The sequence below is a fragment of the Saccharomonospora sp. NPDC046836 genome (assembly GCF_040645195.1).
Taxonomy (GTDB): Bacteria; Actinomycetota; Actinomycetes; order Mycobacteriales; family Pseudonocardiaceae; genus Prauserella_A.
The window spans coordinates 46,447-60,771 of record NZ_JBEYXW010000012.1; the positions used below are offsets into that span (position 1 = coordinate 46,447).

Annotated in this window: 13 protein-coding genes; 2 read left to right on the forward strand and 11 right to left on the reverse strand. The window is 68.8% G+C overall.

Annotated features, from left to right (window positions below; translation table 11 throughout):
• The first annotated feature begins 40 nt into the window (after window positions 1-40).
• Complete coding sequence (locus tag ABZ863_RS15910; protein WP_358535804.1) at window positions 41-853, forward strand: class I SAM-dependent methyltransferase; 813 nt, start codon at window positions 41-43, stop codon at window positions 851-853.
• On the opposite strand, the gene ABZ863_RS15915 is transcribed toward ABZ863_RS15910, so the two are convergent.
• From ABZ863_RS15915 to ABZ863_RS15930, 4 genes are read right to left on the reverse strand one after another with little or no spacing between them, the layout of a single operon-like run.
• A complete protein-coding gene (locus ABZ863_RS15915) occupies window positions 765-2,498 on the reverse strand; it encodes an ABC transporter ATP-binding protein (RefSeq protein WP_358535806.1) in 1,734 nt (577 codons plus the stop codon). The genes ABZ863_RS15910 and ABZ863_RS15915 overlap by 89 nt on opposite strands.
• Window positions 2,477-3,289: an ABC transporter permease gene (locus ABZ863_RS15920; RefSeq protein ID WP_358535808.1), complete on the reverse strand. Its 813-nt coding sequence runs from the start codon at window positions 3,287-3,289 to the stop codon at window positions 2,477-2,479. Before ABZ863_RS15920 ends, ABZ863_RS15915 begins: the two co-directional genes overlap by 22 nt.
• Entirely contained in the window at window positions 3,286-4,260 is a 975-nt protein-coding gene (locus ABZ863_RS15925) for an ABC transporter permease (RefSeq protein ID WP_358535810.1), read from the reverse strand. The genes ABZ863_RS15920 and ABZ863_RS15925 overlap by 4 nt, the downstream gene beginning before the upstream one ends.
• Complete coding sequence (locus ABZ863_RS15930) at window positions 4,257-5,921, reverse strand: ABC transporter substrate-binding protein (RefSeq protein WP_358535812.1); 1,665 nt, start codon at window positions 5,919-5,921, stop codon at window positions 4,257-4,259. The genes ABZ863_RS15925 and ABZ863_RS15930 overlap by 4 nt, the downstream gene beginning before the upstream one ends.
• Window positions 5,922-6,106: 185 nt before the next feature.
• On the opposite strand from ABZ863_RS15930, the gene ABZ863_RS15935 reads away from it, so the two are divergent.
• Window positions 6,107-8,416: a molybdopterin-dependent oxidoreductase gene (locus ABZ863_RS15935; RefSeq protein WP_358535814.1), complete on the forward strand. Its 2,310-nt coding sequence runs from the start codon at window positions 6,107-6,109 to the stop codon at window positions 8,414-8,416.
• Here the strand turns inward: ABZ863_RS15935 and ABZ863_RS15940 are convergent.
• The 7 genes from ABZ863_RS15940 to ABZ863_RS15970 form a co-directional block, all read right to left on the reverse strand.
• Window positions 8,400-8,828 (reverse strand): type II toxin-antitoxin system VapC family toxin, encoded by a 429-nt coding sequence (locus ABZ863_RS15940; protein WP_358535816.1) that lies wholly within the window; start codon window positions 8,826-8,828, stop codon window positions 8,400-8,402. The genes ABZ863_RS15935 and ABZ863_RS15940 overlap by 17 nt on opposite strands.
• Window positions 8,825-9,085, reverse strand: coding sequence for a CopG family transcriptional regulator (locus tag ABZ863_RS15945; protein ID WP_358535818.1), 261 nt, complete (start codon window positions 9,083-9,085; stop codon window positions 8,825-8,827). The genes ABZ863_RS15940 and ABZ863_RS15945 overlap by 4 nt, the downstream gene beginning before the upstream one ends.
• A 61-nt stretch (window positions 9,086-9,146) precedes the next feature.
• Window positions 9,147-10,319 (reverse strand): acyl-CoA dehydrogenase family protein, encoded by a 1,173-nt coding sequence (locus ABZ863_RS15950; RefSeq protein WP_358535820.1) that lies wholly within the window; start codon window positions 10,317-10,319, stop codon window positions 9,147-9,149.
• Window positions 10,316-11,422: an LLM class flavin-dependent oxidoreductase gene (locus ABZ863_RS15955; RefSeq protein WP_358535822.1), complete on the reverse strand. Its 1,107-nt coding sequence runs from the start codon at window positions 11,420-11,422 to the stop codon at window positions 10,316-10,318. The genes ABZ863_RS15950 and ABZ863_RS15955 overlap by 4 nt, the downstream gene beginning before the upstream one ends.
• 121 nt (window positions 11,423-11,543) lie before the next feature.
• Window positions 11,544-12,422: an ABC transporter permease gene (locus tag ABZ863_RS15960; protein ID WP_358535824.1), complete on the reverse strand. Its 879-nt coding sequence runs from the start codon at window positions 12,420-12,422 to the stop codon at window positions 11,544-11,546.
• Entirely contained in the window at window positions 12,403-13,197 is a 795-nt protein-coding gene (locus tag ABZ863_RS15965; protein WP_358535825.1) for an ABC transporter ATP-binding protein, read from the reverse strand. The genes ABZ863_RS15960 and ABZ863_RS15965 overlap by 20 nt, the downstream gene beginning before the upstream one ends.
• Before the next feature lie 9 nt (window positions 13,198-13,206).
• Window positions 13,207-14,271: an ABC transporter substrate-binding protein gene (locus tag ABZ863_RS15970; protein WP_358535827.1), complete on the reverse strand. Its 1,065-nt coding sequence runs from the start codon at window positions 14,269-14,271 to the stop codon at window positions 13,207-13,209.
• Between the last annotated feature and the right edge of the window lie 54 nt (window positions 14,272-14,325).

Consider the following 14,325-nt stretch of genomic DNA (forward strand, 5'->3'; position numbering starts at 1 on the left):
TTACGGTGTTCACAACATTGTGAAACGTACGGGGGATGCGATGGAGAAGGTGCAGTTCACCGAAGAGAAGGCCACCATGCTGGCCACGCTCTACGGTCGCGCACTGGACAGCCGTCTCGACGACCCGGTGCTCGGCGACCACGCCGCCGACGAGGCCGTCAAGCGGATCGACTACGACTTCGCCAGGCTCGGCATCACTCGTGACTCCGCCGCCTCCGTTGTCCTGCGGGCGATACCGATCGACGAGTGGGCCGCCGAGTTCCTCCGCGCGCACCCGGACGCGATCGTGCTGCACCTCGGCTGCGGCATGGACACCCGCTTCCAGCGGCTCGCCCCGCCGCCGACCGTGCACTGGTACGACATCGACTATCCCGAGGTCGTCGAGCTACGCCGCAAGCTCTTCCCGCCGGCGGACAACCACACCGACCTGGGCACGTCGGTCACCGACTTCGCCTGGCTCGACCAGGTGCCCTCCGACCGGCCGGCACTGATCGTCGCCGAAGGCCTCACCATGTACCTGAAACCGGACGAGGGCACGGAACTCGTGCGCCGGCTGGTCGCGAAGTTCCCGTCGGGCGAGCTGATCTGCGACCTGTTCAGCAGGCTCGCCATCAAGGCGCAGAAGATCAACGTCGTCGTGCGCAGGGCCGGCGCGACACTGCACTGGGGCGTCGACGACCCACGCGAGCTGGAGCGTTACGGGCTCACCCTCGTGTCCTCTGTGGACGCCGCGCATTGGGCGGCGCCGGACGTACTGGCCAGGCTCAAGCCACTCCCCCGGTTCCAGCTGCGGGCACTGAAGTTCGTCCCGCCCCTGGCGAGGATGGCGCGCATCGTGCGCTACCGCTTCTGACACCGAGCGCGGCGGGGATCGACTCCAGGAGGGTCTGGGTGTACTGCTCCTGCGGATCGTCGAAGATGCCCCCGACGGGCCCGTCCTCCACGATCCGTCCCCGGTGCATGACCGAGACGCTGTGCGCGAGCTGGCGGATCAGCGCCAGATCGTGGGAGACGAAGACATAGGTCAGCCCGAGCTCGGCCTGCAGCGACAGCAGCACCTCGACGATGTCGGCCTGGACACTGACGTCGAGTGCCGACGTCGGCTCGTCGAGCACGATCACGTCCGGCCGCAGCACCAGTGATCTCGCGATCGCCACCCGCTGCCGCTGGCCACCGGACAACGCGGACGGTTTGCGGGCGAGCAGGTGTTCGCCGAGGCCCACGGAATCGAGCGCCTCACGCACGCGATCGGTTCGCTCCCTCCGGTCACCGATCTTGTACCGGTCCAGCGGCTCCCGCACCAGACTCTCGACCTTCCAGGTGGGGTCGAGCGAGGTGAAGGGGTTCTGGTAGACGAGCTGGAGGTGGCGGCGAGCCGACCGAAGCGAGGCAGGTGAGCGACCGTGAACCTGTTCACCGGCCACCAGGATCTCGCCCTCGTCCGCCTGTTCGAGGCCCAGCAGCAGGCGGATCGTCGTGGTCTTGCCCGAGCCGGACTCGCCGACCAGCGCGTGGGTGGTTCCGGCCCGCACAGTGAACGACACGTCGTCGACGGCCGTCAGCCGGGCGCCGTCGACGGTGAAGGACTTGGTGACGCGGCGGGCCTCGATCTTCGGGGTGGCACCGGTCTCGTCGAGGCGGCGCTGGAGTTCCTGGTAGCGGCCCGGGTTGAGCGCGGGCACATCGGCATGGAGCTTGCGGGCGTACGTGGACGCCGGCGAGGCGAACACGGTCGCGGTGCTGCCGGCCTCCTGCACGACTCCGTCCTTGAGGACGACGAGCGAGTCTGCTCGTTCCGCCGCGATCGCGAGGTCGTGGGTGATCAGCAGCAGGCTGATGTCCAGGGAGCGCTGCAGCTGCGAGAGCAGGTCGAGGATCCGTTTCTGGATGGTGACGTCGAGTGCTGAGGTGGGCTCGTCGGCGACGATGAGCCGCGGTCGCGGCAGGACGGCTAGTCCAATGAGGACACGCTGGAGCATGCCACCGGAGAGCTGGTGCGGATAGGACTCGTAGATCCGAAGTGGATCGTCGAGTCCAACCTGGGCGAACGTCTCCAGGATGAGCTCTTTGCGTGTGACCGCGCTCGGCTCGTCGAGCAGCGCGGCGGCTTCTTTCGCTTGTGCCCCAATGGTCCGCACCGGGTTGAGTGAGCTACCGGGATCCTGGGGCACGAACCCGATGGCCCGGCCGCGTAGCGGCCGGAACCGCCGCTCGGGCTGCGACAGGATGTCCTGCGTGTCGAACTCCACCCGCCCGGTTGCGCGGGCGATCCCCGGCGGCAGCAGCCGCAGCACCGACCGGGCGATGGTCGATTTGCCCGAGCCTGACTCGCCGATGAGGGCAAGGCTGCGGCCCCGGCCCAGTTCGAAGCTGACGTCGGAGACGACCCGGTTGTCGCCGTAGGCGACCGAAAGCCTGTCGACCCGCAGCAACGCGGTCGTGCCGGCCGCTGGTTCGGCGCGGTTGAGTGTGGCCGTCAGTCGGTCTTGCGGAGCCATCGGCTGATCCTGTTCACAGAGAGGACGGTGGCGATCGTGACGAGTGCCGGCGCGTAGACCAGCCACGGAGCGAGCAGATAGTCCTTGCCCGAGGAGATGAGCAGTCCCCAGTCCGACGCGGGTGGCGGGTCGCCGTAGCCGAGGAACGCGAGACCGGCGATCACCAGGATCGACAGGCCGAACTGCAGCACCGCCAGCGTCAGCACCGAGCGCGACGCGTTCGGCAGCACATGGCGGAGCAGGATGTGCAGCCGTGATCCACCTTGGACGAACGAGGCCTCCACGAAGACCGCCTGCCGGGTCTTGATGACCTCGGAACGCATGACCCTGGCGAACACGGCCACCGCCGACACACCGGTGGCGATGGCGGCATTGACCGTCTCGAACCCGAGCGCGCTGACGATGACCACGGCGAGCAGGAAGCTCGGGATGGCCAGGAGCACATCGACCAGCCGGGCGAGGACGACGTCGAGCCAGCCACCGAGGAATCCGGCGAGCAGCCCGATCAGCCCGCCGGCGACGACGCCGATGACCACCGCGATCAGCGCGCTCGTCACCGAGGACGACGTGCCGTGGACCACGCGGGCGAAAAGGTCCCGGCCCAGATGATCGGTGCCGAACCAGTGCTCGGCGCCCGGCCCGAGGAACTTCTCGGCCGGCACGCCGTTGACCGGGTCGTGGCTGGTGAACACGCCCGGCGCGATCGACCAGGCCAGGACCACCGCGAGGATCGCGAAGGAGACCGCGACCGTGGGGGGCACTCGGAGCGGGAGCCGCGTCGAAACGGTCATGACACCCCTGCCTGTGCTTGCGCCGGCGTGCCGACGACCCGCACTCGCGGGTCCAGCAGCGGGTAGATGAGGTCTGCGAGGAGGTTCACGACGACGAACACGACGGCGGCGAGCGAGACGACGGCCTGCAGCACCGGCAGGTCCTGGGTGGTCACCGAGCGCTGCACGAGGCTGCCGATGCCGGTACGGCCGAAGATCGTCTCGGTGATGAGCGCCCCGCCGAGCAGCTCGCCGACGGTGAGCGCGATGACGGTCACGACCGGCAACGACGAGGGTTTGACCAGGTGCCGGGTGAAGAGGCGGATCTGACCCAGCCCCCGTGAACGGGCGAGGTCGGCGTACTCCTGACGGGACTCGTGGTCGAGGTTGGCGATGAGGACTTCCGCCAGCTGAGCGGAAACCGGGATACCGAGGGCGATGGCGGCGAAGAAGGTCGCCCAGAAGCTGCCCGCGTCGATCACCCGGAACAGCCCGAGCTGGAACGCGAACACATGGATCAGCACGAGACCGATCACGAAGTTCGGCACCGAGAGGAACAGCGAGGGGAACGCGCGCAGCACGCCCCGTCCGAATCGCTTCGGGAGGTACTGACTGCCGTAGGCGATCGTGAACGCCAGGATCAGCGCCACCGCCAGTGCCGACGACGCGAGAATGAGCGTCGATGGCACGACCTCGGCGATGAGCCGGCTCACCGGAAGGTTCGACCGCAGCGAGACCCCGAGGTCGCCCTGCAGGAAGTTCGACAGCGACGCCCACAGCTGCACGTGGATGGGCTGGTCCAGACCGTAGTAGGCGACGATCCGCTGGATCTCCTCCTCGGTGAACCCGTTCTGCGGGTTGCGCAGGGTGTTGGTCACCGGGTCACCGGGCAGCACGCTGATCACCACGAACGTGAAGACGTACGCCAGGAGCACGACGACGGCCGCCTGCAGCAGGCGTCGCAGCGCGTACCCCAGGTAGGCGCGGCTCACTCGACCCACGCCGTGTAGTAGTTGGCGTAGGCGATGCCGTTGTAGGTCACGTCGTGCAGCCTCGGCGACTGCACGTAAATGCGTTGCACGATCTGTGTCAGCGGGACGAAGTAGCCCTGCTCCAGCACGTACCCTTGCAGCTCGTCGAGGGCGGGAGCCCGGGCGTCCTCGCTCGCCGCGCCGGCGACCGTGTCCCGGAGTTCGTTGAGCTTCTGGTCGCTCTCCCCGAGGTTGAACCAGTCCTCACCGTTGTCGGCGCTGGTGAGTATGCCGGCGACGGTGCCGGCGTCGATGAAGCTGCGGGTGATCTCGTAGGCAGGGACGGCCCCACTGCCGATCTCGACGCGCTCGCCGTAGGTGACGACGTCGAATGCCTGAATGTTCACCTGGAAACCCAGCTTGGTGAGCTGCTGCGCGACAAGCTCATCGACGGCCTTCGAGGTGGCCAGGTACGGGTTCGGGTAGAGCGTCAGCTGCAGCGGAGTGCCGTCCTTGGTACGGACTCCACCCGCGCCCTTCACCCAGCCTGCCTCGTCGAGCAGACGCCCGGCCTCGGCGGCGTCGAAGGCGAACGTGCCGCTGTGGTCGGCGACACCGGGCACGTTGCTCTGGATCAACGACTCCGCAGGCAACCAGTCCGATGTGTACACCGTCGAGAGGATCTCGTCCCGGTCGATGCCGTGCTGCAGTGCCTGGCGCACCCGGATGTCGTCGAAGGGCGCGACGGCGGTGTTGATCGTGTAGCCGTTGACGAAGCCCAGATAGCGGGGCACGGCGGTAACGAAACCGGCGGCCTTGAGGGATTCGAGCTCCTGCGGCGAGGGGTTGTAGGCCACATCCGCCTGGCCGGACTGTACTGATGCGACGCGCAGCGACTGCTCGGCGACGAGCTTGTACGTGATCGAGTCGAGGTGGGCCGCGCCGGTGTGGCCGAGTGCCTCGGGTCCCCAGTCGTAGTCCGCGCGCTTGCGGAGGGTGACATGGTCGCCCTCCTTCCAGGACTCGACGACGAACGGGCCGCTGCCGATGTCGTTGGTCAGATCCGCCTGCTCGTCGGCGGGCAGCGCGATGGTGGCCGGCGAGATCAGGATCGAGCCGTGGTAGCCGAGGGTCGGGATGAAACCCAGTGTGGGCGCGCTGAAATGGACCTTGACGGTGGTGGGGTCCACGGCCTCGGCACGGTCGTAGTTCTTCGGGAAGAGGCCGATCGGGTTGATCCCGCGATCGGGGTCGCCCTTCGACCAGATGTCGAGGTTCGTCACGACGGCCTCGGCATCCAGTGGGATGCCGTCGGAGAACGTGACGCCCTGTCTGAGGTGGAGGGTGAACTCGGTCGCCGTGTCGTTGCTCTCCCAGCTCTCCGCGATCCACGGGCTGGCCTCGCCGTTCTCGTCGACGTAGACCAGTTTGTCGGTGAGGTGGCCCCAGATATGGCCCTGGAAGCTCGAGATGGCGCTGTTGTTGGGAATCCAGGTGTCGCCGAGCGAGTCGATCAGGAAGGTGATGTCGCCGCCCTGGCGAGGCCCGCCCGATCCTGCGCTCGGCTCCGTGCCGCCGGAGGAGCAGCCGGCGGCTAGCGCGACGGTCGTCGCGAGGGCGGCGATCGTGCGGAGTGCACGCCTGGCTGGTCGGGCGCGATGCGCTGCGCGGGACGTCGTCATCAGAGTCTCTCTCCTCGGCTGGGCCGATCCGGGCACGGCTGTCGGGGGTGGGCCCGGTCCCAAAAGGACGGTCACCGAACTCTAGATCCGGCCCATTTCCTGGGTCCACAAGGAGTTCGGGATCGGATTCCATTGACGAGTCTTATTGACGGGGCGATACGAAAGGCCGTCTACCATTGGCGGCCATGGGCCGGATGATGGAGACGAGCGCGCACTGGGGAACCTATCTCGTGGAGGTGTCCGAGGACGGCAAGAACGTGGTCGCGGCCCATCCCTATCAGGACGACCCCGACGCCGCGCCTGCCATCGGCAACGTCGCAGGCGGCCACCGGCACGCGTCCAGGGTGGCCCGGCCCAGCATCCGCCGTCGCTGGCTGGAGGGCGGCCCGCGGCCGGACCCTCGCCGGGGCGATCCCGCCGAGGAGTACGTCGAGGTCGGCTGGGACACCGCGCTCGACCTGCTGGCCCGCGAGCTGGACCGGGTCCGGACGGATCACGGCAACGCGTCGATCTTCGGTGGCTCCTACGGCTGGGGCAGCGCGGGACGGCTGCACCACGCCCAGAGCCAGCTCCATCGGTTCCTCAACCGGATCGGCGGCTACACCCGCTCGGTCAACGATTACAGCCGCGGTGCGAGTTTGGTCTTGCTGCCCCACCTCATCGGCGCGCAGGCCGCCATGGACGTGCGGACGAAACCGGTCTCCTGGCCCGATATCGCCGAGCACACCGACCTGGTGGTCAGCTTCGGCGGCATCCGCCGCTCCAACACCTGGGTCGTCCCCGGCGGCCACGCTCGCCATGTCGGGTCCGGCCTCGCTCGCGCCGCCGGCCGTTCCACCCGGATCGTGGCACTGACGGCGCGGCGCGACGACGCGTTCGCCGACCTGGGCGCCGAGTGGGTGGGTGTGCTGCCGGGGACCGACACCGCTGTCCTGCTGGCGCTCATCCAGGTGCTGGTCGTGGACGGCCTCGCCGACGAGAAGTTCCTCGCGACCCACACCGTGGGCGCCGAGGAGGTGCGCCGCTACGTGCTGGGTGAGGTCGACGGGGTGCCGAAGACCCCGGAGTGGGCCGAGCGGATCTCCCGGACGCCGGCAGGCCGGATTCGCGAGCTGGCCCACGAGATGGCCGCCGGCCGGACCCTGGTCAACGTCGTGTACTCGGTGCAGCGCGGCGAACGCGGCGAGCAGGCGATCTTCGCCGCGCTCACCCTGGCTGCCTTCCTCGGCCAGCTCGGGCTGCCGGGTGGCGGGTTCGCGCACGGCTTCGGGTCGATGGGCGACTACGGGCTGGGCGTCGCCGGTGTCACGCTGCCGACCTTCCCTCAGGGCGTCAACCCGATCGCCGACTTCATCCCCTGCGCCCGGATCAGCGACCTGCTGCTCCAGCCCGGGACCGAGCTGCCCTACAACGGCCGCAGACTACGGCTCCCGGAGATCAAGCTCGCGTACTGGGCCGGGGGCAACCCGTTCCACCACCACCAGGATCTGCGCCGGCTCCGCCGCGCGCTGGCGACGCTGGACACCTTCGTGGTGCACGAGACCCACTGGACGGCGACCGCCAAGCATGCCGACGTGGTGCTCCCCGTCGCGAGCACGCTCGAGCGCGACGACGTGGCCGCGGGCTTCGGTGACAGCCGGCTGCGGGCCGTGCGCCGGGCGAGCGCTCCCTACGGGCAGGCGCGCGAGGAACTCTGGATCTTCAGCAGGCTCGCTGAGCGGCTCGGCGCCGACTTCGCCGAGGGACTGGACTCCGGTCAGTGGCTGGAGCGGATCTATGAGCAGTGGCGGGCCGCGCCCGGATCGCCGCCCGCGCCGCCGTTCGCCGAGTTCTGGCGCGACGGCGGTGTGCCGCTGCCGCAGGAACCGTACCGGGACACCGCGTTCTCGGCGTTCCGCACCGACCCGGCAGCGCACCCCTTGCAGACACCGAGCGGGCGCATCGAGCTGTTCTCGCGGACGCTGGCAGGGTTCGGCCTCCACGACATCGCCGGACATGCCAAATGGCGCGAGCCCACCCAGTGGTGGGGATCGCCGCTGGCGCGGGAGTTCGACCTGCAGCTGTTGTGCAACCAGCCGTCGCACCGGCTGCACAGTCAGCTCGACATGGGTGCCGCCAGTCAGTCGACGAAGGTGGCGGGCCGGGAGCCGATCAGCTTGAACCCCGCCGACGCCGCCGCCCGCGGCCTGCGCGACGGCGACGTTGCGCTCGTGCGCAGCGCGCAGGGAAGCCTGCTGGCGGGCGTCGTGATCAGCGACGCGCTGCTACCCGGGGTGGCGCAAATGCATACCGGCGCCTGGTACGACCCGTCCGCCCCGGAGATCGCCGACTGCGTCAACGGCAACGTCAACGTGCTCACCAGGGACGTCGGCACCTCGACCCTGACGCAGGCCACGAGCGGCGCGCACGTGCTCGTCGCCGTCACCGCCTACGACGGTCCCCTACCACCTGTTCGCGCCTACCAGCCACCGAAGCTGGTCACCGAAGCGGGTTGATCCATTTCAGGTTGGGGAACCTCGCGAAGTCGGTGTCATTGGAATGCATCTCGCCTTGGTGCTCGATGGCATAGGCGGCCAGCTGGACGTCGGTGGTGAGGTTTCCAGCGGTGCCAATGTCCTGCAGGAGGCCGAGGGCGATGTGGAGGTGTTTAGGCCCGGGCGCCAGGAGATCGACGTTGGGTTGGGCGAGCCAGTCGTGCACGTAATCGATGGCGTCGTCGACAGCCAGCGGTGTCTGCAGGATGCGCGCGTTCGTGGCGATTCGCAGAAAGCCGAAAAGCGCAGGCTGGGTCAGGCCAACCCGTGTGCCGCCGTTGATGGTCTTCTCCCACCATGCATGCGCGCGGCCGTGCTGGGGAAAGCCGGAGACGACGGCATACAGCAATAGGTTGACGTCGGGAACGATCACGAGGCGTGCTTCGCTTTGTGGATTATGGCTTCGTCCTCCAGCTGGTCGGCCAGCCGGTTGAAGCCGGCCAGGTCGAACCCCGGCCGGACGGCTGACTCGTGCGGCGTCAGGTGATAGGGGTCTTGCCGCGGCACGTGGGGCGCCAGGGCCTCCCGCAGCGCGTCGTTGACGATCTGCTTCATCGAGCGCCGTTCGCGATGGACCGCGTCCTCCACCAACTGGGCAACATCATCATCGAGAGTCAAGGTGGTCCGCATACCAGACATCTTGATGCCTACAAATGCGAGCGTCAAGATGCCTGACCGTGCCCTGCGGTGCCTACTCGCCGAGCAGGCGCCGGCCGGCGGCCACGAGAGCGGTGTCCTCCTGGGGCGGGTGGACGCGGACGCACAGCACGTCGCGCAGGTGTCGCTCCAGCGGGTGGTGGCGGGTCAGGGCGAGGTTGCCCAGCGCGGCGACCGCCGTCTGCACCGCCGCGATCACGGACCGGGCGATCGCCGCCTTGATCACCGAGAGCTCGGACAGCAGCGTGGTGTCGCCCGCCTCGACCCGCAGGATCGTGCCGTGCAGGAGCGTCTCCGCCTGCACGATGTACAGGTCGATCTCGCCGGCGACGCTCTGGATCCGCTCCGTCTGGGCGATCGGCTTGCCGAGCGCGCTGGGGACGCGGGTCCTGGCGATGTCGGCGAACGCCTGCCTGGCGGCGCGCGCCACCCCGACGTAGAGCGCGGGATGGCCGAAGCTGCCGAGCCCGGTCGCCATCGCGGCAGGATCCCGGTAGACGCCGTCGTCGCCACGCGGGATCTCCACGAACGCCTCCGCCGGGAGCTCCACCTGGTCGTAGACGACGTCGTGGGTGTTCGAGGCACGCAGCCCGAGATGGTCCCAGGTCTCCACCCAGCTGATCCCCGGCAGTTCGGCGGGAACGATCACGTGCCCTACCCGTGGAGCGTCGCGGTCACCGTCCGGCTCGTCGGCGACCGCCCACACGAGGTGGTACGCAAGACCGGCTCCCCCGGTGGCGTATGCCTTGCGGCCACTCAGCAACCAGCCCGCCGAGGTCCGGGTGGCGGTCGTCGCCGGAAGGCCACCGCGTGCCGGCGCACCCAGCTCCGGTTCGGCGCGGATCGCGTTGACGGGAGCGGGACCGGTCAGCGAACGGCGCAGCACGTCGTCGTAGTACGACGCGGGCCAGTGCGGCCGCACCGCCTGAGCCGCGTGTGCCTGCATCGTGTTCGCCGCGATCAGCGCCACGGAGGGGTCGCCCTCGCCGAGCGCGGTCAGCACCCGCACGGTATCCCGCGGTCCCAGCCCCGGCCCGCCGTACTCGGTACCGACGGTGGCGGTGAGCAGGCCCGCCCGGTGGGCGGCGTCGATCCCCTTGGCCGGGAACTCGCCGGTCCGGTCGTACTCTGCGGCGTGGGACGCGATCTCGGCTGTGACCGCCGCGAGCGCCTCGGCGGAGAGGTCCGGGGCGGGAAAGCGGGTCATGCCGTGTTCTCCGCGGTGGCCTCGCGGTGAGCGAGCTCCTGGCGGACCAGCGGCAGGATGTAGCGGCCGTAGTCGATGAGGTCGTTGAGGTTGTCGTAGCCGCGGATCGACACCAGTGACGCCCCGAGGTCGACGTAGTCGAGGATCGCTGCGGCGACGGTCTCCGGGGTGCCGACCAGCGCTGTCGATGCCCCGCCCGCACCCGTGGCGGTCGCGGTCGGTGTCCACAGTGCACGATCGTGGACATCCTGTCGTGCGGCGATCTCCAGCAGCCGCTGCGATCCCACGTTCGGTGGTGTCACGCCCGCCCCGCCGTGGTGTCGCCGGGAAGGGTTGTGGCCCGCGGTGTCGCGGAGCACCGCCAGCGTGCGCTTCGCCTTCTCCCAGGCCAGTTCCTCGGTGGGAGCGATGATCGGCCGGAAGGTCACCCAGATGCGCGGGCGGTCGGCGCGGCCGGCTTTCGCGGCTTCGGCATTGACGGCGCCGATCTGCTGCCGGGTGTCGGCAAGCGGCTCTCCCCACAGTCCGAAGATGTCACCGCGTGAGCCACCGACCTGGTAGGCCTGTGGTGAGGAGCCGCCGACCGAGACCGGGATCGTGCCGTTGGTGGGCCGGACGGTGCTGAGGAAGTCGTCGAACCTGTAGAACTCGCCCTCGTGGCTGAACGGCTCGGTGCTCGTCCAGACCTTACGGATGATGTCGATGTACTCCGCTGTACGCGCGTAGCGCTGCTCCTTGGTCACGTAGTCGCCCTCGCGCGCCTGTTCGGCGTCGCTGCCACCGGCGATGAAGTGCACGACAGCCCGGCCGCCGCCGAACTGGTCGAGGGTGGCGAGCGCCTTGGCGGCCACGGTCGGGTAGACGCTGTTGGGGCGCAGCGCCACGATCGGCGCCACCCGCTCGCTGCGCGCGACGATCTGGTTGGCGATCGCGAACTGGTCGTGAAAGCCGGACGAGTAGGGAACGAGCGTGTAGTCGAACTCGGCATCCTCCAGCGCGTTGACGTAGCGGCGGAAGAACGCGACGTCGACCTCCGTGCGGCCGAGACGGTTCAACTCGTTGCTGGGGTTGACATTGATCGCGCTGATGAACTCGACCGTCATCCTTTTCTCCTCCCAGAGCACCCGGATACGAACGCTACGAGCGCGCCCGGCAGTGGGTCCAATGGGAAAGCGCGAACCAAACCGATAGCCCGAAACAATGCATCGAAAAGCACCCAGGGACCTACAGGGACGCGGTCAGGCCACGGGCGCGCAGCACCGCCCGTTCGAGCGGCCGGAAGACCAGCAGGTCGATGCCGACGCCGACGAGCAGGATGAGGAAGATCGCCGCGAGCACCTTCGGCATGTCGTTGAAGTTCTGCCCGTGGCTGAGATACGCGCCGAGGCCGATGCCCAGTTGCGGGGAGGTCGCGATGAGCTCGGCTGCCATGAGCGAGCGCCAGGAGAACGCCCACCCCTGCTTCAGCCCAGCGAGGTAGCCGGGCAGTGCGGCAGGCAGCAGGATGTGCCGCGCGGAGGCGAACGCGCCCGCCCCCATGACCTGCCCCACTCGCGGCAGGATCGGCGGCACCTGGTCGAGCCCGGCGACGAGCCCGTTGGCGATCGAGGGAACGGAACCCAGCAGCACCACGAAGTAGACGGCTGAGTCGTTGATCCCGAACCACAGGATCGCGGCGGGTACCCAGGCCACCGACGGCAGGCTCTGCAGGCCCATCAGCACCGGGCCGATAGCCGCGCGCACGACACGGATCCGCGCCACCAGCATGCCGAGCGGGGTACCGATCGCGACTCCGGCCAGGAACCCGAGGACGGCCCGATGCACGGACGTCCAGGCGATCCCGAACACTTCGCCGCTGGCGGCGCTGGTCCGCAACTCGTCCCACACGGCAAGCGGCGCTGGCAGCTTGAACTCCGGCCATAACGCGCTGGCCCACAACGCCTGCCAGACCACGATGAGCAGTGTGAGTGCGACCAGCGGTGGCAACAGGGTGCGCAGCACCCGTCGCCACAGTGGCGCTCGCTGGGTCGTGGCAGGCGTGTCGAGCGCGTCGAGGCCGGCCTCGACCTCGGCGAGGTCGGTCTCAGTCGGATTGGCGGGCATGTGTGCTGATCACCTCCCGCAGCCGTGCGGTGATCTCCTCGGTGAGCCCGGCCTGGCCATCGTCCTCGGGCGCCGACCATTCGCGCACGACCCGGCCCGGACGCGAGGACAGCAGGACGATGCGCCTGCCGAGGCGGACCGCCTCGCGCACGTCGTGGGTGACGAACAGTACTGCGGAGTTCAGGCTGCGGTAGATCCGCAACAGCTCGTTCTGCATGACATCGCGGGTGATCGCGTCGAGCGCGGCGAACGGTTCGTCCATCAGCAACAGCGACGGCTGCTGCTCGGCGCCGGCCCTGTGCGTGGCCGCCAGCGCCCTGGCCAGCGCGACGCGCTGGCGCATCCCACCGGAGAGCTCGTGCGGCCGTTTATCACCCTGCCCGCCGAGGCGGACCAGGTCGAGCAGCTCGGCGACCTTCGCGCGACGTTCGGCGCGCGGAAACCCGGCGAACCGCAACGGAAGCTCGACGTTACGTGCCGCCGTCAACCACGGCATCAGCGCGGCGTCCTGGAACATGACCGCGGGGCGCGACGTGTTGCGGGCGACGGTGCCGGTTGTGGGCTCGTCCAGGCCCGCCACCAGGTTCAGCAGGGTCGACTTCCCGCAGCCGGACGCGCCGAGGACGCACACGAACTCCCCCGGCGTGACCGTGAGATCCATGTCCTCCAGTGCGGTGACGGCATGCCTGCCGTGGCCGAAGACCTTCGCGACCCCGGTCAGTTGCACGGCAACGTCGGTGGAGTGCCGCGTGGTTTGCGCAAGTGTCACGCTCATCGGTCGCCTCTAGTTCTTCTGGAGCCCGCCGGCGTCAACGGCCGGCTTGCCCTGCTCGGCCAGCAGCTCGTTGAGCGGGCGCAGGTCGATGAATCCCTTGAGGTCGTCGGCGGAGCCCACCACGCCCGCGGTCACCGAGTCCTGTGCCAGCTGCGGGAACGTGGAGCTGTTGGGGTCGGGCGACAACTGGATGTTGGCGAACGCTCGATCCAGCACCGGGCCGCCGAGCTCGCTACCGGTCAGGTTCTTGATCCCGGTGTTCACCGCGGTCTTGGCTTCCGCCGGGTTCGCGGCGGCCCAGTCCGTCGCCTTCAGTGAACCGTTGAGCACCGCCTTGACGGTCTCCGGGTGCTCCTGCAGGAACGCGGTACGGACAATGATCACGGTGGTGGGGAACTTGCCGTCCGGCCACAGGTCCTTCTCGTCCAGGAGCACATGCGCTCCGGCGTCCTGGACGAGCCGGGACGACCACGGCTCCGGCAGCCAGCCACCATCGACCTCGCCGCCGCGGAAGGCGTCGAAGGTCTGCGGATTGTCCATATTGGCCACGTTGACCGAGCCCGTCAGGTTCTCGTTGTGCAGCCATTTCTTGAGCGCCACGTCCTGGGTGTTGCCCAGCGAGGGGGTGGCAATCGTCTTGCCGCTGAGCTGTTCTTTCGACGTGATCTCAGGCTTCACGACGAGCTGCGCACCGCTGGACACGGCGCCGCCGATGAGCTGGATCGTGCCCTCCGACTTGGTGAAGGCGTTGATCGCCGGGCCGGAACCGATGAACGCGATGTCGAGTGAGCCGCCCAGTAGCGCATTGACCTCCTCCGTGCCGGAGTTGAAGGTCTGCGTGGTGAGTGTGGTCGAGCCCAGTTCGTCGGCGAAGTACCTGTTCTCCACTCCGATGATCGCCGGAGCGTGGGTCACGTTGGGAAAATAGCCGAGCCGCACCTCCGCGGCGGGCCCCTGATCCGCCGCGGGCGCCCCGGTGTTCTCTTCGGCGCGGGAGCAGCCGGCCAGCACCGCGGCGGTGGACAGCACCGCGACTGCAGCGGATGCGAAACGGTACTTACGCGAAACGCTCACTTCTCATGCCTTTCGGGAGGGTTCAGCGGCAGCTTCGCATTTGTTTTCACTGCA

Bases quoted from the DNA above. Each gene is read 5' to 3' on its own strand.
- ABZ863_RS15910 (WP_358535804.1), top strand. From the start codon at position 41: ATGGAGAAGGTGCAGTTCACCGAAGAGAAGGCCACCATGCTGGCCACG.
- ABZ863_RS15915 (WP_358535806.1), bottom strand. From the start codon at position 2,498: ATGGCTCCGCAAGACCGACTGACGGCCACACTCAACCGCGCCGAACCA.
- ABZ863_RS15920 (WP_358535808.1), bottom strand. From the start codon at position 3,289: ATGACCGTTTCGACGCGGCTCCCGCTCCGAGTGCCCCCCACGGTCGCG.
- ABZ863_RS15930 (WP_358535812.1), bottom strand. From the start codon at position 5,921: ATGACGACGTCCCGCGCAGCGCATCGCGCCCGACCAGCCAGGCGTGCA.
- ABZ863_RS15935 (WP_358535814.1), top strand. From the start codon at position 6,107: ATGGGCCGGATGATGGAGACGAGCGCGCACTGGGGAACCTATCTCGTG.
- ABZ863_RS15945 (WP_358535818.1), bottom strand. From the start codon at position 9,085: ATGCGGACCACCTTGACTCTCGATGATGATGTTGCCCAGTTGGTGGAG.
- ABZ863_RS15950 (WP_358535820.1), bottom strand. From the start codon at position 10,319: ATGACCCGCTTTCCCGCCCCGGACCTCTCCGCCGAGGCGCTCGCGGCG.
- ABZ863_RS15955 (WP_358535822.1), bottom strand. From the start codon at position 11,422: ATGACGGTCGAGTTCATCAGCGCGATCAATGTCAACCCCAGCAACGAG.
- ABZ863_RS15960 (WP_358535824.1), bottom strand. From the start codon at position 12,422: ATGCCCGCCAATCCGACTGAGACCGACCTCGCCGAGGTCGAGGCCGGC.
- ABZ863_RS15965 (WP_358535825.1), bottom strand. From the start codon at position 13,197: ATGAGCGTGACACTTGCGCAAACCACGCGGCACTCCACCGACGTTGCC.